The organism is Streptomyces sp. NPDC059989 (assembly GCF_042736975.1).
In the GTDB taxonomy this organism is placed as follows: Bacteria; Actinomycetota; Actinomycetes; order Streptomycetales; family Streptomycetaceae; genus Streptomyces.
In genome coordinates, this window is record NZ_JBHWUO010000021.1 from 105,732 (window position 1) to 127,718 (window position 21,987).

The following is a 21,987-nucleotide window of genomic DNA, read 5'->3' on the forward strand; positions in this document are numbered from 1 at the left end:
GGAGAGGCCGGCCACTGAGGCCGCTTTGTCAGGGTGCGCCGGTTCCGCCCTGCTGGGAGGGAGCGGCGCGCCTTCGGCTGCGGCTCTGAGCGCCTCCGCTGTGGCATGGGCGATGCCCTCCCGCGGGTCAAGGTCTCTGTCCTGCAGCAGGGTGGCTTTGTTCACGAGAACGGGTTCTGGCTCACTTTCGGGATGCTGTTGGTGATCTTCAGGTGGAACCACGGTGCGTGCGAATAGCCGCTGGTCGCGCGACGCGCGGTTACGCCGGACTGCTGGTCGAGGGCAGCCCTTGATGTTGGTAGAGCCGTACGGCCCAGGTCGTGAACCTGGTGAGGGCGATGGCTGGGGCGTTCCCGTTGTCGATCAGTGGCTGGCAGATCTTCTGCAGGTTCTGCTGTGCGTTCGCGAGCTCGGTGTGGAGGTGGGAGCGGGAGAAGCCGAGGCTGAGGGCGTTGATTTTGCCTTCGGCGTGTTCGCGTTCCGTTCCGGCGAGGTCGTTGGCCACGCGGACGGCGAGGCTGGCGTGCTGTGCGGCGTCGGTGAGCAGGGGCAGGTGCCGGGGGAGGTCGGGTGCGTCCATGACGTGCCACAGCGTGGTCATGAGGGGCAGGACGCCGATGGAGTCCGCTGCGATCGTGAAGTACTCCTGTGTGCCGAAAGGGCGCGCTTCCTGACCGTGCCGGCGGCTGGCCCGGTACTCGATGGACATGGCGTCGAGCATGCGGTGGAGGGATGCGCGGAGTGGGGGGCCGAGGAGGTCGTGCGACGGTAGTTGGGCGAGGCTGTGGAGGATGCTTGCGAGTGCGTCGGCGATGGGATTGCCGGTTACTGGGCCGGCGCCGTTGAGCACGTTGCGGCAGCTGTCGAAGGTGGCGTCGACCTCGTCGGTGTCGGCTGCCGCTGTGTCGGCGTGGTCGTCGATGACCACGATCCAGCACGCGAGACGGGCGGCGGGCAGCAGGTCTTGGGGCCGTATCCACGGAGCGGTGAAGACGGCGGTCATGGTGCATTCCAGAAGCAGGTCGCGGCGGAAGTGGGGCTGCAGGCCGCGTACGGCGTCGCCAAGCAGGGCGTGCAGTTCGATCATGCTTGCCGCGGCGTCGGCGCTGACACCGGCGGGGAGGTCCCGGTCCAGGTGCCATGCCGATGGCACCGTGCGACGGATGTCTCTGTCAGTCATGGCCCTCTCCGTTTCGATCTGTTCGGACGCATCGTGGTCTGGCTCGGCGCGGTTGTCGGGTGATTCGTGGGGCGCCTGCGGGAGGCTCTCGAAGAGCACCTCACCTCTCTGGTTCGGGGCAAAGCCGCTGTTCGCTGGGGTTTGAGGGTTTTTCTTCCCCCTGGGGAGGGAGGGGGCCGGCGGGGGTTGTGGTGCGGGTGGTGGCGCGCAGCTTCAGTCCGCGGGGGGTGAGGGCGGGGCCGTCGATGGAGGGGCGGACGCGCAGGTCGGGGAGGGGCTGCAGGCGCCAGCGGTTGGTGATGGTGGCCAGGGCGAGGGTTGCCGATGCGGTGGCGAAGCGGTCGCCGATGCACTTGCGGGCTCCGCCGCCGAAGGGGAGGAATGCTTCGCGCCGGGGCGGCTGGGGGGCATTAGCTGTCCACCGGTCGGGGTCGAACCGTTCGGGGTCGGGATACAGGTCGGCTCGGCGCTGGATGAGGTAGGGGCTGTAGAGGATGGTGGTGCCGGCGGGGACCGGGTGTCGGCCCAGCTGGGTGTCGGCGGTGCAGACGCGGGTGGCGCCCCAGATGGGAGGCCACAGGCGCAAGGTCTCGGTGACGACGCGGCCGGTCAGCTCCAGGCGGGGCAGATCGGCGTGGGTGGCCGGGCGGCCGTCGAGGACGGCATCGACCTCGGCGTGCAGGCGCCTCTCGATTTCGGGATGCTGTCCCAGCATGTGCAGCGCCGAGGCCAGGCTGGACGCGGACGTCTCTGTCGCGCCCAGAAAGAACGTGACGATCTGATCGATGATCTCGGTATCGGTCAGCGTCTGCTGGGCGGGCCCGGACTCGGCGTCATGGGCGGTGAGGAGCATCGACAGCAGGTCGCCGTGGTCGATGCCGGCGGCTCGGCGGTCGGTGACGAGGTGCCGGAGGTTGCGGCGCAGACGCACCCACGCCTGCTGGTAGCGGCGGTTGCCGGGGGTGGGCAGCCGGGCCAGCAGCGGTGGGGTCGCCATCTGCACGGAGAGAGCTTTGATGATGGTGTTGAGGTCGCTGAGTGCTTCGGTGAGTACCTGGGGAGGCGCCGTGGCCGAGAACATGGTGTCGAGCGTGATCTTGGCGGTGAGCGCCTGTGTTTCGGCGAGCACGTCGAGGATCTGGCCGTCCCGCCAGGATGCGGTTGCATCGGCGGCCCGGGCGGTGGTGGCCTCGGCGTAGCCCGGGAGGCGGGGGGCCAGGAAGGCGGGCTGGAGCATACGCCGTTGACGGCGGTGCCCACTGTGCGGACAGGTCAGCAGGGCGTCTCCCACGACCTTCCGGCCCAGGTCGAAGATCGGTCCGCCCTTGTCGAAGATTTTGTCGTTGCGCAGGACATGGCTGGTCAGAGCCGGTTCGCAGACCACCAGCGCTCGCAATGGCCCGAGACGGACCTGCACGACGTCGCCCTGTGGCGGCAGGCCGGCAAGGAACTTCAAGGGATTGCGGAGCATTGGCACGAGGTGGCCCAGCAGGGGCAGTCCCCCGGCTGCCTTGGGGAACGGAACACTGATGCTGTCCGCCTCGCTCCCGGTCGTTGACACTGCCGGTGGTTTCGCCATGGGGCACTTCCTCGGAAGAGACGTGTGGGATCGGGTGAGAGGCTGGCGCGTCGAATGACGCCCGCGCCCCTGCTGTCCTGTGGTCGGTGCAAGAGGGTCCGGCCGGTGGCGGCGCGTTCAATCCCGGTGCGAATTCACTGCGGGAAGGGCGGAGATCATGAGGTGTGCTCCTTGCTGAGGGCGCGAAGCGTCGGGTCCGTATGGGACAAGCAGGAGCCCGTGGCGGGTGTTTCCACCGTGATTGCGTCCGAGCACTTCGTGGGGGTGCCGTGCTCTGATCTCGCCTGCCACGCGGTCTCCTTTAGCGGTTCCTCCCGGCGTCCGGCGGTGGTGTGGTGCGTCGGGTTGCTTGCTGGGCGAGGTGCAGGGCTGCGACGGCCGGGGCTTGTGCGAGTGCGGGGTGGTGGTAGAGGTCCTTGCCGGTCCAGAGCTCGGCCCCGTCCGGGTGGGCGATGCGGGGGAGTAGGAAGTCGCTTCCGCGGGTCACAGCGTGCTCGATCGCCGGGCTGGCGGTGTGGGGGGTGAGTTGGAGGGTGAGCAGGGCGTATGCGGTCTCTTCGAGGGTTCCCTGCCACCGGCCCCATGAGCCGTCCGGGCGCTGGGTGGACAGGATCCATTGCGTGGCCTTGTTTACGGCGGCCGGGGCAGCGCCGGTTCCGTAGTGGGCGAGGGCCAGGGTGCAGCACATGGCCGGGTAGTAGGGGGAGGCGTGCCATTTGTCGTCCCAGCTGCCGTCGGCCTGCTGCTGGTCACAGATCCAGGCGGAGAGCTTGGTGACGGCTGCCTGGTAGCGGTGGGCGTCGGGGGGGCCCGGCCGGGTGGCGGCGAGTTGCTGCCCCAATGCTTCCAGCTGGTGGGCGTTGGTGCTGGGGGAGGGAGTGCGTTCTCCCGGCCAGGTGCAGAAGTGATCATCCTCCTCGTACCCGAAGAGGCATCCCGGGTCCTGGGGTGCCCCGAGCAAGGCCAGCGTGAACAGCACGATGGAGGTGCTGTCGCCATCGACCGGAAGGCCGGCTCCGCCCGCGGCTCCGTCTGGGCCCACGGCGTTCACCAGGCCCTTCACGAGGTGATCGGGCACCTGGGGGTACAGGCCGGCTCGGGCCAGCACGCCCAGTACCGCCGCACGTTCGAAGACCTCGATGGGTACGGGCGCCGGGGCCAGAGCGCCGAAGTCGGACACCACGCTTTCCAGGAAGGCGACGGCCGGCCCGTGGGCGGGGGCGGGGCCGAGCCATGCCGCGGTGGCCGCCGGCGAGGCTCCCACCGTGCCGGGTTCCACAGGGCGCACGCCCCGCGCCCCGCGGGCCGCGTCGCCGGCGCTCTCCAACGAGTACAGGGCCTTGTCGGGTACCGCACCGCCGGCCCGGAGCCGGGAACGCAGCGCGGCCAGAACGCTGACGTCGACATCGGCCGGCAAGGACAGGCGGCCCGACGGCAGCCAGATCTGCGCATCCGAGGACGGAGCGTCGCGCAGCCGGTCCAGATGTGCGTTGACCGCCTCGACCAGGGCGGGGACGATCAGTTCGATCGCATGGGTGTCCGGCAGCGGGCTCCGTAGGCTGCTCAGTTGGCGGAGGAGTGCCTCAAGGCCCCGGTCGGCGCACGCAGCCACGCGCGCCCGATCGACGCCGGGTCCGCCGGGTGTGCGCTGCAGGGTGGTCAGCAAGGCCTCGGTCGCGCTGAGGGTGGGCACCAGAGCGAAGCCCTCCGATGCCGCCGGACCCCAGTTGCCGTCCGGCTGCTGTATGTCGAGAAGGTGCCGCAGCCGCCGTTCGTGTCCGGTTAGCCAGGGTGCGAGGCTCACCAGCCGCGCAGTTTCGTACAGGGAAGGAGCGGGGCGGCCCCAGGGCGCGGCGACGAGATCGGCGACCAGCTGGGCGGCTGCCGCGGAGGAATCGAAGCCGCTGGCTTGCAAGGGTGCGTCCACTGTCGTCATCGCTGGTCTCCATGGTGAGATATCCGGCCAAGGCTGTCTTTGACGTCGTCGACGGGAGCGGAGAACATCACGCGGTTCTCTCCGTGGCGGTGTGGGCGAGCCGGCGCAGAGCCGCGGTCGCGGACGGCGTGAACGACGCCTCATCCAGGGCGTGCAGGGCCCGCGCGAAGCGGGCACGGATCATCCGCTCGACCTCCTGGCGGGCACCGGTCGCGGTGAGGATCTCGCGGACACCGGCCGCTCCATCGTCGTCCAGGTCCGGGTTGCCTATCAGCTTCCGCAGCATGCGCTGCTGAGAGTCATCGGCACGCTGGAGGGCAAGCGCGAGCAGAACGGTCTGCTTGCCGTCACGGAAGTCGTCCGAAGCGGACTTCCCCGTCGTCCCCACACTTCCGTAGGCGCCCAGCAGGTCATCGCGTAGCTGGAAGGCCTCGCCCAGAGGCAGGGCAAACGCGGTGCAGGCGGCCAGGACCTCCGGGCCGCCGCCGCCAAGCAGCGCGCCGATGTGCAGAGGACGCTCGCAGGTGTACTTGGCGGTCTTCAAGCGGATCACTCGCAGGGCCGCGCCGACATCCGCGGTGAACCGTCCTGTGGTGACCAGATCGAGGTACTGGCCGTACATCACCTCGGTTCGCATCATGTCGACCACCGGGAGCACGGCGGCGAGCTGGCTCGGGGACAGGCCGGCGGTGTGGAGGAGCTCGTCCGACCAGGCCAAGGCCAGGTCGCCGACCAGAATGGCGGCGCTGGCGCCTACGCGGTCACTGTCACCGGGGGCACGTGAGGCGCGGTGACGGTCGGCCAAAGCACGGTGGACGGTCGGCCGGCCCCGGCGCGTGTCGGAACGGTCCATGAGGTCGTCGTGGATCAGGGCGAAGGCATGGAACATCTCCAGCGCGGCCCCGGCGCGGACCACCGCAGACGTGACGCCATGATCCTGCACGGCGTGCCAGCCGATCACACACAGCAGCGGGCGCAACCGCTTGCCACCAGCGAAGACGAAGACTTCCAGGGCCCGGGGCACCTCGTCAGGCAGGAAGGAGTCCGCAGCAGCGGCGACCTTGTGCCGGAGGAACTCCTCCAGTACCGCGTCAACATCGTGGCGGATGACGGGCAGGTCCAGCGTGGAGGCAGCCGCAGAGGCCGGGTAGACCGTCAAGGTCGATCCCCGCCCAAGACCCGGGCATCCACCAGTCCACCGCCTGCCTCAGCGGCGGACACCGAAGCGACCAGAACACGGGCAGGGCAGCGGGGAGCAGGCAGGAGAGACAACGACCACCACATCCAGCGATAGAAAGGGCGACTCCGTGGCAGGAACCTGCCCAAGTCCCCAGGATGCAGAAACGAGTCCTCACCCGCCCAAGGAAGCACGCAGGCGCACACCGCACCCGCCAACCACTCCAGAGGCCCACAGCCCCCTACACGCCCACCATGCGCCCCTGCCCCCCTCGTACGCCCCTGCCTGTTCCGCCTCAGCCGAGGCAGGGAGGGCTATTTCTCCCCCGCGGGGCTGGCCGGCCATTACCTGCTCAAGGCGCAGGTGCAGCTCGGCAGCGCCCTCCCGCCGCAGAGCACGGCACGCTGGCTGAGCGCCTTCGCACTGAGCCCCCTGCTGCTCCCCCATCACCGCGTGGAAGCAAACTGGGACCTGGCCGAGCTGGACGGACATCGGGAGGAGGGGGCCGCGCTGCTGGGCCGGCTCGCCCGCGGCCGGGATGTGGGGCCGTTCGAGCGCAGTTGGGCCGCCGCCGCGCTGGCCGGACTGGACGGCCACCGGGAGGAGGGGGCCGTGCTACTGGAGTCGTTCGCCCGGGACCCCGCTCTCAACGACCGGACGCGTATCGCCTCCGCCCGGGACCTGGCCCGGGTGGAGGGCCACGAGGACGACGCCGCCGCGCTCCTCGAAGCGTTCTTCACGAGCCCCGGGGCGGACGAGTACCTCCGGAAGGCCGCCGCGGAGTTCCTGGCCCGGCTGGACGGCCACCGGGAGCGCGGCGCACGGCTGCTGCTCGGACTCGCCCAGTACGGCGACACAGCGGCCGCCCGCGCCCTGGCGCACCTGCCGGGACGCCATGGCGAGGACGGCGTCGGGCTGCTCGCCGCCTTCGCGGCCGACCCCGGCACCGAACCGCGGGACCGGGTGTGGGCCGCGGAGTTCCTGGCCGAGGCGACCGGCGACGGGGAGCGGGCCGTCCGGCTGCTGGCGGCCTTCGGCCACGAGAGCCCATCGCTCTCCGCCGCCCGCCTGATCGTGGCGGAGGGCCTGACCCGGTTCGATGAGAACAAGGCCGCGGAACTGGTGATGCAGGGGCTCGCCTTCGGCGGCTTCCGCTCCTTCGACCGCGTCCGCGCCCTGCGGGTCCTGGCACGCTCCACCCTGCACGGGGAGGTGGCCGCCGAGCCCCTTGCCAGGCTCGCCGCGGACCCCACCGCGGACTCGGCCTACCGCTTGGACGCCGCCGAGGTGCTGGCCGGGCTGGACGGGCACCGCGAGGAGGGCGTCGCCCTCCTCGCCGGCATCACGCAGGACAGGCGTGTGCTCCTCTACGACCGGATGCTGGCGGCGGTGGCCCTGGCCACGCTCGGAGAGGAACGCTCCGCCCCGCTCCTCGCCGCGTTCGCGGCGGCCCCCGCGCTGCAGTCGGACGGACGGGTCTGGGCCGCCCGCGCCCTGGCCCAGCTGGACGGGCACCGGGCGCGGGGCATCACGGTCCTCGCCGCGTTCGCCGACGACACGGCCCTCGACCCCGATGTCCGGTCGAACGCCTCCACGTCCCTGGACACCCTCGGCCGCAACCGGTCCCGGTACTGACCGCCGGGGCCGGGCGTCACCGGTTCCCGTACTCCTCCACCAAGTCGGCGATCTTCCTGGTCAGGGCGTCGATGCGACGGCGGTCCTCGCGCCGGCCGCGCAGGCGCTGGTGGAGCCCCCGGAGGGGACTGTCCGGAAGAAACTGACACTCCCGGTCGTGCGCGCTGGTCGGCGCGGTCACCGACGTGTACGGCGGACAGCTGCCGCGAGACGACGCCACGGTGTTGTGCCTGGACTGGCACGGCCCCGAAACGCGCCTCCACGCGACCGCCTGAGCTCGAGCCACAGCGGATCAATCCGCGCGACCGGGCGGTGGACCAGGGCAGGGTGTTCCGGCACCCGATGCGGGGCACATCCTCCGCCGTGACGTCCAGGCGCAGCCGCTTGCACCACGTGACCCCCTGCTCGCCCTCGGGCATTCCCGGATCGCCGTCGGCGGTCGGCTACACACCCATCGCGACCTGTGAGAAAGCTCCCCTCCTCGGCGCGGGCTGTCGCTATGGCAGTGGCTCTGGAAGCGGCCCCGGAAGCCGAAGAGCGACCGGGGCAAGGCGGAGCTGCACAAGCAACGACGGCGACTCCAGGAGCCGGGCGCGGCCGCTTCTCCGCCGGGCAGGCCGTTGCGGTCGGTCGGTGGGGCTCGGCGTTCGTCCGTCGGCCAGCGTCTTCATTGGTCCCAGATTGCTGTGGTGCCGAGAGGGTCCAGTGCGTTGGCCGCGCGGAGATCTCTATGGCTGCCCTGTGCCATCTCCTGGTCATGGGCCGCTTGTGCGGTGGGACTGAGTGGAGAGATTTCCATGCGTTGGTGGAATGCCTTCTGGGCAGAAACTGCCTCGTCGCTTGCCTCTTTCGCCACTTCGGCACGCAGGCGACGTGATGCCTCAACTTCACCCACCTCGCGCATGTAGGCGAATGCTTGTTCCGTATGTGCGCGGACCCCATCCCAGCCCTGCGGCTTCGACCGCCTGTACGTTGCGATGACGGCGAACAGCAGGAGCTCGTCATCACTACCTTGATCACCCCACACCCGGGGAGCGATTTTCGAGATGACGTATGCGGATGCGTAGAAGCCCTGCTGCCTGGGGTCCTTCTCCTGTACGGCGTGCTGGAGGAGGGAATCTGACGTGTTGTCGAGGCAGTCCACCTCCTCGAGCCATCGCAGTACGAATGGCCCAATGTCTTTGCCTGCCACGACGAATTGTGTCCCGTCACCAGTCATGGTCTCCCCTCCCGTTTAGGCGGTTACCCTGCGGCCACTGTGTCACCTGGTACCGCCGATGAGGGACTCAAGCTGCGAAATGGACGTCAGCCAACATGCGGGTAGAGAGACGTTCTCTACCGCGCCCGATTGACGCCGCGGTCGGCAACCGGCGAGCTGAGCCTGGTCGAGTCGGTCGTGGCCCTGTTTCTGGTCGGCGATCCACACCCCGGCCCGGTACTCGCAGCCATCCGCGAGACGCTCGACATGGCCCTGCCTCGCCGCCGCGTTCCTGCTCCGGGTACTGCGCAAGGCAGGACACCCGCCTGGTACGGGAACCCCCCCAAGTGGGACGTGATGCCGCCGGGAACCCGCTACCACAGCGGCCAGAACGGCGAACTGGGTGTGGCTGGCAGAGGTGCGAAGCCAACGCTTCTCCCCGGATTCTCCCCAACGCTCGTTGGATACTGAAAAGCGCTGGTCAGAGGCGCGTCAGGAGGAGGGCGAGGAGATCGCCATGAAGTTGTCACCCACACGCCGATGACCTGCGGAAATTGCCTACGCAGGCGGTCTGACCTGCAGCGATCGACCTTTCCGAGTCTTTCACCCTGCTGCCCGTATATGCAGCCGATTCCCCCCAGCCGCCCCCCAACGAGGCCTCATTCCCCCCAGATTCCCCCCAGCGGAGACTGTCTCGCCAAGAGGGTGCGCCGCAGGTCGGGGGCGGTCCTCCGTCGCTCACGACAGGTTACTCAGGGGAGTGGCGGCGGGGTGGGAGAGGTGGGCAAGGCGGGGCTGGAGGAGCTCGGAGAGGCGGTTGTTGCCCGGGCCGCCGTCGTACGCTGCCTGAGCTCCACCACTTCAGCCGGCGACTGGGAGTGCCCCGTGACTGAGCCGCAGCGCAAGTCCTTCTTGTACGTCATCGTGTGCGCGGCCGGGATCGCCGGCGATGTTGGCAAACTCATCACCGCCGCGCAGGAACGGGGCTGGGAGGTTGTAGTTGTCGCCACCCCAGAGGGCCTCAACTTCCTCGACAGCCAGGTGATCGAGAACCAGACCGGCTACCCGATCTGCTCTGCCTGGCGCTCACCCAGCGATGCGCGGTCGTATCCGAGGGCCGATGCCATCGCTGTCGCACCAGCCACGTTCAACACGGTGAACAAGTGGGCTGCCGGCTTCGCGGACAACCTTGCACTCGGCATTCGGATAGCCCCCTCAGACGGTCGAAGGCTGGGCGCCGAAGCTGCGGAACGCTGCGTATGCGGACACCGGCTCGTGGTTGCAGTTGCCCTCCGCTGCGGCTTCGGAGCTATCGGCCGTTGAGGACGGCGCGGCACCCGCCACGGAGTTCAGCCGTGCCCTGACACACCTCGGTGCGGACGACGTAGTACACGCGGACCGCACAGTCGGCATCAACCGTGTTCCCCACTACGGCAGGGACGGCCAGGCTGGTCGGCAGCCGCACCGGTCCTCGCACCAGCATTGCCGGGCTGCCGGGCCAGCCGAGGGAGTTGGCGCGGCGGCGGGTTCGGATGTTTCCTGCCCCATCGCGGGCGGGTCGCATACCGTGATCTGCATGCATAGGGGGATGGAGTTAGCGGGCCGCTACCAGCTCGACAGCCGGTTGGGGCAGGGCGGCATGGGAGAGGTGTGGGCGGCGTCCGATATGCGGCTGCGTCGTACCGTCGCCATCAAGACGGTGCTGGCCACGCATCTGCGTGATGACCGGCTCGCAGCCCAGGTCCTGGCCCGCTTCCGCCGTGAAGGCGAGGCAGCCGCCCGGCTGAACCACCGCAACATCGCCGTCGTCCACGACCTCGGCGAGCACCGGGAGACGAGAGACGACGGGCAGGTGGAAGTCTCTCCGTTCCTCGTCATGGAGTTTCTGGAAGGGCGTGATCTCTCGACGGTCCTACGCGAGGACCACCCCGGCGGGCTTCCCCTGGAGAAGGTGCTGGAGTACGGCGCACAGGTGTGCGACGGGCTGGCCGCCGCCCACGCGCGGAACATCGTCCACCGCGACATCAAGCCGTCCAACCTCATGCTGCTCGACGACGGCACCGTCAAGATCTGTGACTTCGGGATCGCCCAGATCGAGGACGGCACGCTCGGCCTGACCACGACCGGAGCGCTGCTCGGCAGCCCTCTCTACATGGCTCCCGAGCAGCTCCGCGGACAGACACCGACGCACTCGGCCGACCTGTACGCCCTGGGCGTCAGTCTGTACGAGCTCCTCACGGGGCGCGCCCTGTTCACAGCGGACTCCGCGTACGCCGTCATCGCCATGCACCTGTCCACCATTCCCGAACCGCCCAGCACCCACCAGCCCGCCGTCCCGCCCGGCATCGACACCCTCGTCACCTCCCTCCTTGCCAAAGAGCCCGCCGACCGTCCCTTCACTGCCAAGGACATCGCCGCACTCCTGCGCTCCGCCCGCCTTGCCCCCGGGACAACCCCCGATCCGGCAGCGGACGTCTCGGAAACCGAGGAACAGCGCCACCTGCAGGCCGCCGAAGCCGGAGACACCGAGGCCATGTTCAGCCTCGCGCTGCTGCTGGAGGACACCGGGCGCACCGCCGAGGCGGAAGCCTGGTACCGGAAAGCCGCCGACACCAGAAACGCCGACGCCATGAACAACCTCGGACTGCTGCTGGAGGGCACGGGGCGCGGGGCCGAGGCCGAAACCTGGTACCGGAAGGCCGCAAATGCGGGGAACACCAACGCCATGCAGAACCTCGGACTGCTGTTGCTGAACTCCGGGCGCAGCGGCCAGGCGGAAGCCTGGTACCGAAAAGCCGCCGACGCCGGCAACGCCGTCTGCATGAACAACCTCGGAGTCCTGCTGCACAACAGCGGGCGCAGCGGCCCGGCGGAACGCTGGTACCGAAGAGCCGCCGACACCGGCTACATCGACGCGATGTATAACCTCGGAGTCCTGCTGCAGGACACTGGGCGCGCCGCCCAGGCGGAAGCCTGGCACCGGAAGGCCGCTGACGCCTCTGACGGCGCATAGCCTGCGAGGATTCCCAACCCTACCGCCGCGAAAGTGGGAGCACGGGACACCGGCGACGCCGAGGGTCATCGCCGCCCACCGCGACGGGTCACCAGACCCGAACGCAATGGCTAAAGCCCGCACAGACCGCGCTCCGGGAATCGTCATATCCCGATCGGGGTCTTCCGGCCGCATACGCGGGGTGCTGCTCACTCTCAGCCGGCGTCGCCTTGTGCGCGATCGGCAGGTGCGAGGCGACGAGTGGCCGCCGGCCTCCGACGCGGCCTCGGTGGATGAACATCCACGGTGACTTCCCGCCGGCCTCCGACAAGCACTCGCGCCCGTCGTGGTGTGCGAGGCACTCGAGCAACTGGGGGTCACGTTCGGCGACGCGCGCGGTGATCTCCCGCAGCAGATCAGGACGCCCCGGGTGACCGAGGTCGGGTCCGCATCATGGTTGGGATCCCAGGGGCGACGCCCGAGGCCGACGGAGACCTCGCGGACCAACATCGAGGCTGGCTCGCCCGCCGTAGCTTCGTGCAGTACGCGGGCTCGACCGTCCAGGCGATGGTGGTGGCACCGGAAGACGACGGATTCAAGACGGAGAAGTCGAGAGGGAAAGGCCACCCGCGGTACTACGGATACAAAGGCGGCGGGCAGGGAAGCTCGGCGGTGCTCCGGAGGACGGTCGACTTGAACGACTGGTCGGTATGCCGTTTGGGTCGGTAGATCAGGCGGGAGCGTTCGCCGGGCTTGTAGCAGCACAGGGCCGCGATGGAGAAGCGGCGCTGGGAACGGCCGCGGACACGGATGACCGGAGTCGATCCGCGCCTGCCCCATGTGCGAGAGGTCGGCGGCGTCATCGAGAATCCTGCCTCGTCCTCGAAGACGAGCCAGGCCCCGAGCGCCGCCGCGGTGGTTCCAGGTGCAGCCACACCTCCTTCACCCAGCCGGCCACCGCCGCCTCGTCCCGCTCGGCGGCACGGCGGGCCGGAACCTGGTGGCTCCAGCCGCGCCGCCGCAGCATCTGCGAGATGCCCGACAACGTCATGCTCTTGTGGAACCGCCGGCCGATCAAGGTCTTGATCCGTGCCAGCGTCCACCGCTGATCTGGCCATCCGTGGGCGACCGGACCCTTGGCCAATTCCTCCTCGAGCACGGCGAACAGCCTATCGCTCAGCTTCGGACGGGACACCGGGCCGCGGGAACGGACCGCGTCCTGCCCGGCCTCCCGCCACCGCTGGACCGACCGGACGCTGACCCGTAACTCCTTCGCGATCTCCGTACTGCCCCGCCCGGCAGTGAACATCCCGACAGCTTCCATCCGGACTCGCTCACGGAACGCTTGCCTCTCCGCGGTCAGACCTCCACCCTGCGGATACCTCATACAACCGGCATACCGCGACGATCACCAACCGTCAGCCCCTACGACAAGACGACTTCAAGGTCAGTAACAGCTCCGCCTCGAACTCGACTGGTAACACCCAATGTGCCGCGCCTGGGCAAGTGGCTACATCAGCGACCAGGTAACGAAGGAAGATCCTTCGTCGGCACTACCACAGTTCCCTCAGGCACAAGAAACACGGCAGAAGCACACGTCAGGCTCGGAATCGTTGAAACAGTGGGCCTACGGAGCGCCCCTTCCAGTGCGACAGCTGCCACCTTCCTCACATCACATTGCTTGCCAAGGCGTTTAGCCTCAGCACTTCCGATGGGCAAGCTAAGAACCACCGGACGTGGGGAAGTGATCACCACGGAGCTGCTGGGGCGATTGACGGTGTACGCGTAGAAGCTCACCCCGAGAACGGCGATCAGCCCGGCGAATGCCAACTTTCTGTAGAGCCCAACGAAGATCCTTCGAGTCGCCTCATAGTTCGCAAAATCGAGCACTCGTTCGGCAGTCGCTCGAAGCTCGTGCGCCATGTCGACGTCCGCGGGTGCAGCGAGTGCTCCATGCGGTGGACCTGGATTCTCCAGGTCCTCCCGCCTTGCCCCCCGCTGCCTACGGAGCCGGTCGTTGACCGCCTTCAGCCGACTGTGCAGTACGCCAAGATCCTCCGCCTGATCACCAAAAAGCTCTTCTCGACTCCTGTGGATCTTCTCCACAATGGCGGCTACCCGGGACGTGTCCTGACCCTTTCGGGTGGGCAACTCATCCTGAGTCAACGCGGTCAGCGTCACGTACGGCGTCGTGAAGACCTTAGCCACAGCAGGGATGGCAAAACCGATCGCCACCAGAGCTGCGAAAAGCGATCCGAAGGCGAAGACGGCTGCCCAGCCGTTCACCTTCCCAAGCGCTGTCAGCGGGATCCCTGCCACGAGAACAGCGCCCACGGCGGCCAGCGCTGTAACGATCCATCGCGCAGCCGCCTGAAGATTCTTGGTGGCATCCTCGAACGACGTGCCTGGTGGGAGCCCCTTCTCCGCTCCATCCGCTACCGTGTTCTGCCCAAGCACCATGCGACCTCCAGGTCGAACTGCCGCTGCACTTCGTAGCGAGCAGGATGATCCACCCCAGAGTAGAGTCGTGACTGCCGGTTAAGGAGGTGGCACAGTGCCAGTGTCGGTGTGGTTTCGTATGAAGCCTTCCTCGCAGAAGTCGAATGTACGTGCCGCTCAAGCCAGGGCGCTGATCGCTGCACACCGTGAAGAGATCAACCGGAGCATCGACTACCTCGAGCAGGAAGAGGCCGCTGGTCGGCTCATTCCGCTGCTTGTCGTGAGCAGGCGGGTGTGGCGAGCGCCAGCTAGGGGCCGGTGAGCAGGGCGTCGGGGGGACGGACCCTTAGGGCTACTCTTAATTACACTTCCGACACAGCCAGGGAGAAGTTCGACTGCTTCAGTCCTCGCGCACGGAAAGCGGTTAAGCAGACCCTGAATGCCCTTCCGCGGAAGGCCGGCGGTCCAGCGGAGCCTCTCCCGGATCGTCCCGGTTACCTCGTTATCGTGTGCGAGGTAAGTGGCGAGCGGCCAGTAGGGATCGTGTACACGTATCAGTGCAAGCTGGGCGTGTTCTCGCGCGTCTTCCACATCGCAGACTTCTTGCGCGGTGATCATTTCGGCCTCGGCGGAGCCCATGAGCGTATGGCCCACTGAATTAGGCCACCCCTTCTTGACTTGATCAAGAACCGCCATCGCTTGGAGTGCGGCGCCCGATCCCGGCACCCTCATTCATTCGGGCCCGGTTCTGCCCCGGACGCACCCTGCCTTCAGCGTTTCAACATCCGGCGTTAGCCGGACGTCAACCCCACCAGGTGAACGAGTGCGGCCGGAACAGTGCGCCGCAACGCCCACGACCTCGCCTGTGCAGAAGTCACTGTCGAAGTCTTCTCTCACCAGGAGATCTTCGAGCGTACGACTAGGAATGCCAGCCGTACGGTTGCCTCGGAGAGGCGACGACTCTGACTGAACCGCAAGATCACTTCGGGATCCACAGTGAATTGTCGCGAAATGCGCCCATGCATGTCGTCTGCTGCGGGCCCACTTCGCAGCCTGATTATCGCGAAGTCTGTCCCTGTGTGTCCCTCCCTCAGGCTCACTCTGATGGCGTGAATCGAGTTTGGGCTCCGGCTACCCGACCGGCCCGGCGGCTCTCCAGCGGACTACTCCGTTTGGTCGCATTGCTTCGCGCTGTGGAGAGCCTCGCCTAGAAGCATCGCGGTTTGTGTCAGGTTGGGGGGTTCGTGCCAGACGGAGCTAATGTCAGCGACTCGGCCGAGGCCGCCACCGGCTCCAGCCAGAGCGACGTCGCAGTTGTTTTCGTACATGGGATCGGTTCTCAGAAGAGCGGCGCCACACTCAATCACTGGTCAGAGTTCCTTAAAGGGCTACTCGATCATGTTGCGCCGGATTGCGGCCTCAAGATGCGACTGGGAAATGTCGTGGTGGTGGGAGATTCGCCAGAAGTCAACCTTGAGATTGCCCGCGATGACGGCCGGAAGGCCACGTGGCTTTTGACTGACGCCACCTGGTCGGAGAGCTTTCATCCATCGCGAGCATCAGATGTTCTTCGTTGGTGTGTCCGATTCTCTCGCCGTGCCGCCAGCCGGCTGTTTCTCGCACTTTTGGGACAATTCTGGTTCGTGACCGCGAAGCAATTATGGCCAATGCTGAATCAGGTCTTGTCGGAAACCGAAAGGCCCTACGAATCGAGGGTTGGTGCCCCTTCGAATGGCCTCGCACCTATCATTATGGGCGGGGCGGTGGGCATCGTCATTCTCTTCGTTCTACTGGTGCCTCACATCCTGCTCTTCGGGATTCTGTTCATCGTAGCGCCAATTCTGTTTATCTTGTCTCTGGTTCTAGCGTTGGTACTCCTTGCCGTTCAGCGTGTTCCGGTTATCAAGAAGACTGTGGCACCGATTATCGCTAGCCTGGTGACTTCCGTGGGTGATGCGCAGGTGTATAGGGAACAGTCTATTCAGGCGGCCGCAATGCGCCAGGTCATCCAGAACCGTGTTGATCAGGCCTCTAGTCGAGCCAAGAGTGTTGTAGTGGTCGCACACTCGCAGGGTGCAGCAATCTCCTGCCGGGCTTTCTTGCGTGAGGAGGTGAACTGGCCAACAGTCCTAATCACTATCGGCGCAGGCACGGCGCTTCTCAACGAGGACAACTCTGTTGCTAAATGGTGCGCACTGGGCAGTCCTCGGTGGATTAATATCTGGACTCCCCTTGATCCGGTGCCGTCCGGGCCGATGGGTGATGATCGGAATGACGTGCGCAACAGAATGCTGGAGACGCTCTGGGAACACACGCAAAAGAGCGGCTTCCGGGCAACATCTCATGATGGCGTTAGAGAGCTTACGTGGGTGCCCGGTATGGGTCCACGGTGTTGGTCGGGAACCAGCGATCTTGTGGAGAGGGCTCGCCGTTCCCGTGGACGATTCGACGGCACGGAGTCCATTATCGATACACAGAAGCTTGTCAGCGGACCGCTCGATGAGCAAGAGGCTATCCTTATTGCAGATGTACTGCTGCGCGGCCCCGATAGTGAAGCACCGGTCTACGAGTGGATCGAACTCCCCTATGACCGCCCGACTCGTGGCCCTGAAGAGAGGCCAGTGGCGAACCATTGGTCGGTGATCAGGGATCACACCACATACGCTGAGAACCTCACCCAGGTGCAATATCCGCTCGCCCGCTTGCTGCTAGACGAAGCACCCGCGACGCGGGACAGTCTTCCGCCTCTACCTGCACGTTCCGAGGACCTTCACATGGTCCGGGTCCGGTCGCTGGCCATGTCCCGCCTCATCTCCGCGGTGACTGCCGCTGCTATCGTCAGCCTCCTCGTCGCCCTGGGCTACAAGTCAGCAGTACTCGACGCGGCAACATGGGCGGCAGGCCATTCCAAGACGGCCGAGTCAGTCCTCGGCTCACTCAGCGACGGAATTGCTGCACTGGCGATGCTCACGATGGTGGGACTTGCGGTCTTCTTCGCCATCTCTCGCATTCTGGGAGCCGCCGGGTCCGTATGGCATCGCCAAGAGACACTCCGGCTTCTCGTCGGCGAGGACGGGCCGCGCTACCACCTGGGCGTCAGGGGGAAGACGTTCTTTGCCTGCTACCTAATTGCCCTGGCCTTTTCATCCGCCTATTGGGTGTCAATGATCTATCCCGCCGTAGAGTTCACAGCCGTTGTAGGCTACCTGCTCGTTTTCACCTACTTGCTGTGGGCTCTGGTCTGGCCATTCATTGGCCTACGCCCGAAACCCCTCCCACCTCGTACTTGAGGGATTTGCTCATTTCGCTCGACTTCGCAGCCCTGCCGGCGCAAGGCGCAGTTCAGCGCCGCCAAGGTTTGTCGGCCTACGCGTGACTGAACGTTCCCGGTCGCGTACGACTTCGTTGTGCGCCATGACGTACGGATCTATTTGCTCACCCGTCCTGTTCGAGCCAGGGCGGCCCCGCGCCCGGCGATATCAGCGGGTGGATGGGCGGAACGGGATCACGTTGTCGGGGGCCGGCACGGGATCTGGAGCCGAACGCTGTTCCTGGGCGAGGACGGCGCTGGCGAGGGTCAGGCGGGTCACCAGCTGGCGGAGCTCTTCGAGCTCCTCGTTCTGGTTGGTGATGGTCTTCTTCAGCTTGGCGACGGTTTCCCGGAGCCGCTTCTCCGCCTCGGGGACCTGTTGGGTTTCCTTGCGGACGCGCTCGTAGAACTCGCTCTTCAGGTCGGCGTGCCGCTTCATGAGGGCCATGCGGTGAACGCCGGCCTCAGTGGCGAGAGCGACGACGGTGAGACTGCCGTTGGATGCGGTGGCCTGTCCGGCCAGGAGCCGGTCCATCGCCTCGCGGATTCGGGTCCGCTCGTCCAGGGACTGCTGGTTCATGTCAGGGCCTCAGCGGGTTGGGCGGTGGCGTCATGGGCCTCGGATAGTTCGCGGAGCCGGTCCGCGTTCGCCTTGAGCCGTCGGCCAAGCGGGCCAGGAGACGCATCGGCGAGCTGGTCGATCTCGGCAGCTCGTTCGCGCAGGAGGCGGGCGTGGGTGTCGGTGCGGATGGCGTTTCCGCAGTCGGGCCGGCAGTCGTACTGCTTCGGCGCATTCGCTCCCGGGTCAGGCTCGCGGAGCGCGTTCTCCCGTTTGAACGCGCAGATCAGCATGGCGTCCGGGTTGTCGAAGAGAACGATGCCGTCGCGGCCGAGGAACGCGGTGGCCTTCTTCGCGAACGTCGCGGGGACGATGGAACTCCGGCCTCAAGAACACCGGATCACCCGGAAGCAAGCCGATGCCGGCCACCGCCCCAGGCAGGTCCTGTACCCCCAGGACGCCCTCGTCCGGCAGCGATCCCCACCGCCCGGGATCGGGCACCCACGTCACACGCCACTCGCTCAACCGAAGCCTCCCCTGATGCTTGAACTCATCGAATCATCAGGGAAGTGGTGAGGAAGGGCGTCTTGCGGCAGGACCCGAAGCGTCCTCGCGCCTACGTGCCCACCATGACCGCCGACCCCGGGGCCGACTTCGCCGTGGAGACGGGCCCCGAAGATGCGGTGCCCGACTCCTCGGTGGTCCACACCCCGCTCGTCGGCCGTATCGCCGCCGGCGTTCCCATCACCGCCGACGAGCAGGTCGAGGATGTACTGGCGCTGCCGAGGCAACTCGTCGGCAGCGGGCAGGTGTTCGCGCTCACGGTCAGTAGCGAGTCGATGATCAAGGCGCACATCATGGACGGCGACACGGTCGCCGTCAGGATGCAGCCGGACGCCGAGAACGGTGAGACCGTGGCTACTAGCGGGGTCAACCGTTGTGCAGCGTGATCCGATGAGGATCGGTGCAGCTCAGCAGCAGTGCGGAGGACGCTACTACGCGCAGCAGGTGTGGCGCCATCACCCGATCAGGTAACGGCGCCACCGTCGCGGAGGACCCCGCTTGCCATCAGGAGTGCCTCAAGGTGAGCCGCTGATCGCCAGGGCTGGAGTTCGTGGAAGGCGTCGTGGGTCAGTGGGATCTGGCCGAGGGCGAGCTGCCGCAGCCTCTGCGAGGCGTTTCCCGGCTGGTCGTGGCGCAGGGCCGACCAGGCCAGTCCGCTGTTGGGCTTGTCCATCGCCACCAGCAGGTCGAACGCCGGATGAGCAGCTACGCAGCCCGCGTTTCGGATCTCGGCTCGTGCCGAGGTGTTCACGAGATGACCTGAGCGAGCGCGCCGGTCAGGGCCGCGGAGAGGGTGAGGACCGCGGCGAACGTGACGGCGGCCCGCATGAGGGCGGTGGGGTAGGTGGCGCCGTCCAAGCGAGCGAGTTTGCCTGCGGCAGCGGCGGCCAGCAGCGCGAACACGACAACCAGAGCGGCGGTGAACAGCACAACGGCGAGAGCGGTCACGACAAGCTCCTGCAAATAGTGGGAAGTTGACGTGATCGAAGGTCTCGGAAACCGTGTTCGCCGGGGTCCGGCCGGGCGATGATGAACACCGGCGAACACATCAAGCCGGGGCGGACAGGTGCACGACGAGCAGACGAAAGCCGATGCTGCGCTCACCGAGCTGCGCAAGCAACTAACCGACGGGCTGGCCCGCACCCGGCTGACCAAGACACAGCTCGCCACCCGTGCCAGGAAGGGCCGCACGACCGTGCAGCAAGCCTTGCAGGATGGCGGACCCGTTCCATCGGCCGAGACGGTCGTGGCGCTGGCCCAGGTACTGAACCTGCCCGTCGAACAGTTGATGGAACTGCGGCGGACCGCAGCCGAAGCAACCGGCACCGCCACCGGGGAGGGCAGCCCGGGCCCGGGAAAGCCGATTGGCGAGTGGGACCCTCACGACTTGGAGCTGCACCCCGCCGGATCCATTCCCATCAGGCACGAGTCCGCTGTACCGGAGCGGATGCTGCCCGGCTATGTCCTGCGGGCCCACGACGAGATTCTCGGGGCCGCGGTGCTGGACGCAGCACAGGGCCGTAGCCGAATGGTGGTACTGATCGGGTCGTCGTCGACCGGAAAGACGCGGGCCTGCTGGGAAGCCGTCCAGCCGCTCTCGGCTCAGGGCTGGCGGTTGTGGCACCCCTTCGACCCCACCCGAGCCCATGCTGCGCTCAAAGACCTTGAACACGTGGCGCCCCACACAGTGGTATGGCTCAACGAGGCCCAGCACTACCTAGGCGACCCGCGCGTGGGTGAGCAGATCGCGGCCGCCGTGCGTACCCTTCTCACCCGCTCTGAACGCGGCCCAGTCCTGGTCCTGGGCACACTCTGGCCCGAGTACGCCAACGAGTACACCGCCCTGCTCCCACCTGGCACGCCAGATCCGCACAGCCAGGTGCGGGAACTGCTTGCCGGAAGGACCGTCACCGTCCCGGAAACCTTCGATGAAGCGGCGCTGCACACAGCAGCCTCCCTCGCGGAGGGCGGCGACCGGTTGCTGTCCGATGCCCTGACCCGGGCTCGCTTCCACGGGCGGGTGACGCAGGATCTCGCCGGAGCCCCCGAACTGGAGCGCCGCTACGAGCTCGGTACGCCGACCGCCAGGGCAGTGCTGGAGGCGGCTATGGACGCACGCCGTCTCGGTGTGGGCCTCCACCTTCCTCAAGCCTTCCTCATTGACGCCGCGATCGACTACCTCAGCGACCAGGACTACGACGAGCTCACCGAAGACTGGGCAGAAGCAGCCTTCGCCGACCTCTCCCACCCCGTCCACGGCAAGCAGGCACCGCTGCGCCGCACGAGACCCCGCCCCCAACGCCGCCCTCCCAGCAGACCAGAACCCACGCCCCTGCAGGATGGGAAGGTGCTACTGCATCCCTGCCCAATGGCGAGGCCGATGTTCCGGCTCGCCGACTACCTCCCAGCAGCGGGGCCGGCGCTGCACCTGGGCCCAGCGGCGGGGCCGGTGTTCCGGCTCGCGGACTACCTCGAACAGCACGGCCGCAGCGCTCGTGGGGCACTGTGCCCTCCCGCCTCATTCTGGTATGCGGCCCGCACTCACCTCGCCAATCCCGAAGACCTCAACAATCTCGCCGAAGCCGCTCACTCCCTCCGCCTCGAGTGGGCTCACAGCCTTCGTCAACTGGCTGCCTTGGCCGGCCACACAGGCGCACTGGTTCTTCTGACGACTCGGCGTGTGAAGCCCATCGACCAGGTCATTGGAGTGGAACGGAGTCACGATGACCCGAAACTGGCCCTGGCCGCCATGGCGGAAAAGTTGATCAAGGCACGGCATCGTCTTGCCGGTGAGGCGCTGACCACGCTGGCGATGCTGCATGAAGGCGCTGGGGACTTGCACGCAGGCGAGATCCTACGTCAGAAGGCCGGGGACCCGGCCGCCGTTGAAGCAATGGCTGGGGAGATAGCCCGCGCCGAGCGCTTCCAGACGACGGAGTCCATCATCAATAACATCCGGTGACGACGGCTCAGTCCCGGTCTGCGGCGGACCGATAGACGAGCGTGTACCGTTCGGCGAGCACCACGCTCTCCACCACGCGGGCCGGGCCTCTCGTGGGGCGCTCCACCCGGGTCATCACGGTCACCGGTTGGCCAGCTACCCCTTCCAGCGCGCGAGCCTCGACGTCCAGCGCGGGCCGGGCGGTGACCTCCTTCCTCCAGCTCGGCCGCCTCCGTCTTCGGGGGTTGATACATCGGAACGAAAACCGGCGCTAAGAGGTCGTTTTCGTCTGCCTCGGCTCGTTATCAACTGATTCATGGATGGTCGGATCGTGGTGCGGGAGAGTCGGCAGGTGTGGCCGCGACCGATGGGGCCGGAGGGGTGACGGATGAGGCGAGGAGTTGCTCGTGCCTGTCTCATCCCAGGATGCCCGGCTGTCGATGCTGGGTGCTTCCGTCGTCATCCCTGTGCGCCTGG

At 67.1% G+C, this 21,987-nt stretch carries 16 protein-coding genes and 2 pseudogenes; 6 read left to right on the top strand and 12 right to left on the bottom strand.

What is annotated here, in order from left to right; translation table 11 throughout:
* Positions 1-259: 259 nt before the first annotated feature.
* The 4 genes from ACFWBN_RS20505 to ACFWBN_RS20520 form a co-directional block, all read right to left on the bottom strand.
* Complete coding sequence (locus ACFWBN_RS20505; RefSeq protein ID WP_385178303.1) at positions 260-1,180, bottom strand: terpene synthase family protein; 921 nt, start codon at positions 1,178-1,180, stop codon at positions 260-262.
* A 100-nt stretch (positions 1,181-1,280) separates the two neighbouring features.
* On the bottom strand, positions 1,281-2,759 hold the full coding sequence (locus ACFWBN_RS20510) for a cytochrome P450 (protein WP_385178304.1): 1,479 nt from the start codon (positions 2,757-2,759) through the stop codon (positions 1,281-1,283).
* Between the two features lie 301 nt (positions 2,760-3,060).
* The gene (locus ACFWBN_RS20515) at positions 3,061-4,695 is read right to left on the bottom strand and encodes a prenyltransferase/squalene oxidase repeat-containing protein (protein WP_385178305.1); all 1,635 of its coding nucleotides are present in this window, start codon (positions 4,693-4,695) and stop codon (positions 3,061-3,063) included.
* Positions 4,696-4,762: 67 nt separating this feature from the next.
* Complete coding sequence (locus ACFWBN_RS20520) at positions 4,763-5,854, bottom strand: polyprenyl synthetase family protein (RefSeq protein WP_385178306.1); 1,092 nt, start codon at positions 5,852-5,854, stop codon at positions 4,763-4,765.
* A gap of 381 nt (positions 5,855-6,235) precedes the next feature.
* Between ACFWBN_RS20520 and ACFWBN_RS20525 the strand changes: the two genes are divergently transcribed.
* Entirely contained in the window at positions 6,236-7,507 is a 1,272-nt protein-coding gene (locus tag ACFWBN_RS20525; RefSeq protein ID WP_385178307.1) for a hypothetical protein, read from the top strand.
* Positions 7,508-8,174: 667 nt separating this feature from the next.
* Here the strand turns inward: ACFWBN_RS20525 and ACFWBN_RS20530 are convergent.
* Positions 8,175-8,726, bottom strand: a complete 552-nt coding sequence (locus tag ACFWBN_RS20530; RefSeq protein WP_385178308.1) for a hypothetical protein — start codon at positions 8,724-8,726, stop codon at positions 8,175-8,177.
* 864 nt (positions 8,727-9,590) lie between these two features.
* On the opposite strand from ACFWBN_RS20530, the gene ACFWBN_RS20535 reads away from it, so the two are divergent.
* Together ACFWBN_RS20535 and ACFWBN_RS20540 are read left to right on the top strand one after the other, a co-directional pair.
* On the top strand, positions 9,591-10,028 hold the full coding sequence (locus ACFWBN_RS20535; RefSeq protein WP_385178309.1) for a flavoprotein: 438 nt from the start codon (positions 9,591-9,593) through the stop codon (positions 10,026-10,028).
* A 265-nt stretch (positions 10,029-10,293) separates the two neighbouring features.
* Positions 10,294-11,718: a serine/threonine-protein kinase gene (locus tag ACFWBN_RS20540; protein WP_385178310.1), complete on the top strand. Its 1,425-nt coding sequence runs from the start codon at positions 10,294-10,296 to the stop codon at positions 11,716-11,718.
* 683 nt (positions 11,719-12,401) lie between these two features.
* Here the strand turns inward: ACFWBN_RS20540 and ACFWBN_RS20545 are convergent.
* The 3 genes and pseudogenes from ACFWBN_RS20545 to ACFWBN_RS20555 form a co-directional block, all read right to left on the bottom strand.
* Positions 12,402-12,560, bottom strand: a pseudogene (locus tag ACFWBN_RS20545) (IS630 family transposase); the annotation flags it as partial.
* Positions 12,557-13,084, bottom strand: a complete 528-nt coding sequence (locus tag ACFWBN_RS20550) for a winged helix-turn-helix domain-containing protein (RefSeq protein ID WP_385178311.1) — start codon at positions 13,082-13,084, stop codon at positions 12,557-12,559. The pseudogene ACFWBN_RS20545 and the gene ACFWBN_RS20550, both read right to left, overlap by 4 nt.
* A gap of 128 nt (positions 13,085-13,212) precedes the next feature.
* Positions 13,213-14,157, bottom strand: a complete 945-nt coding sequence (locus tag ACFWBN_RS20555) for a hypothetical protein (protein ID WP_385178312.1) — start codon at positions 14,155-14,157, stop codon at positions 13,213-13,215.
* Between the two features lie 1,223 nt (positions 14,158-15,380).
* Between ACFWBN_RS20555 and ACFWBN_RS20560 the strand changes: the two genes are divergently transcribed.
* Positions 15,381-17,426 (top strand): hypothetical protein, encoded by a 2,046-nt coding sequence (locus tag ACFWBN_RS20560; RefSeq protein ID WP_385178313.1) that lies wholly within the window; start codon positions 15,381-15,383, stop codon positions 17,424-17,426.
* A 189-nt stretch (positions 17,427-17,615) separates the two neighbouring features.
* Here ACFWBN_RS20560 and ACFWBN_RS20565 read toward each other — a convergent pair whose 3' ends face one another.
* Together ACFWBN_RS20565 and ACFWBN_RS20570 are read right to left on the bottom strand one after the other, a co-directional pair.
* Positions 17,616-18,026, bottom strand: a complete 411-nt coding sequence (locus tag ACFWBN_RS20565; RefSeq protein WP_385178314.1) for a hypothetical protein — start codon at positions 18,024-18,026, stop codon at positions 17,616-17,618.
* Complete coding sequence (locus ACFWBN_RS20570) at positions 18,023-18,298, bottom strand: hypothetical protein (RefSeq protein ID WP_385178315.1); 276 nt, start codon at positions 18,296-18,298, stop codon at positions 18,023-18,025. Before ACFWBN_RS20570 ends, ACFWBN_RS20565 begins: the two co-directional genes overlap by 4 nt.
* A gap of 414 nt (positions 18,299-18,712) precedes the next feature.
* On the opposite strand from ACFWBN_RS20570, the pseudogene ACFWBN_RS20575 reads away from it, so the two are divergent.
* Positions 18,713-18,925 (top strand): annotated as a pseudogene (locus ACFWBN_RS20575) (LexA family protein); the annotation flags it as partial.
* Between the two features lie 107 nt (positions 18,926-19,032).
* Here the strand turns inward: ACFWBN_RS20575 and ACFWBN_RS20580 are convergent.
* Positions 19,033-19,320, bottom strand: coding sequence for a hypothetical protein (locus tag ACFWBN_RS20580; RefSeq protein ID WP_385178316.1), 288 nt, complete (start codon positions 19,318-19,320; stop codon positions 19,033-19,035).
* On the bottom strand, positions 19,317-19,517 hold the full coding sequence (locus ACFWBN_RS20585; RefSeq protein WP_385178317.1) for a hypothetical protein: 201 nt from the start codon (positions 19,515-19,517) through the stop codon (positions 19,317-19,319). The genes ACFWBN_RS20580 and ACFWBN_RS20585 overlap by 4 nt, the downstream gene beginning before the upstream one ends.
* 118 nt (positions 19,518-19,635) lie before the next feature.
* Here ACFWBN_RS20585 and ACFWBN_RS20590 point away from each other — a divergent pair, with 118 nt between their 5' ends.
* Positions 19,636-21,531, top strand: coding sequence for a hypothetical protein (locus ACFWBN_RS20590; RefSeq protein ID WP_385178318.1), 1,896 nt, complete (start codon positions 19,636-19,638; stop codon positions 21,529-21,531).
* Positions 21,532-21,987: the final 456 nt, after the last annotated feature.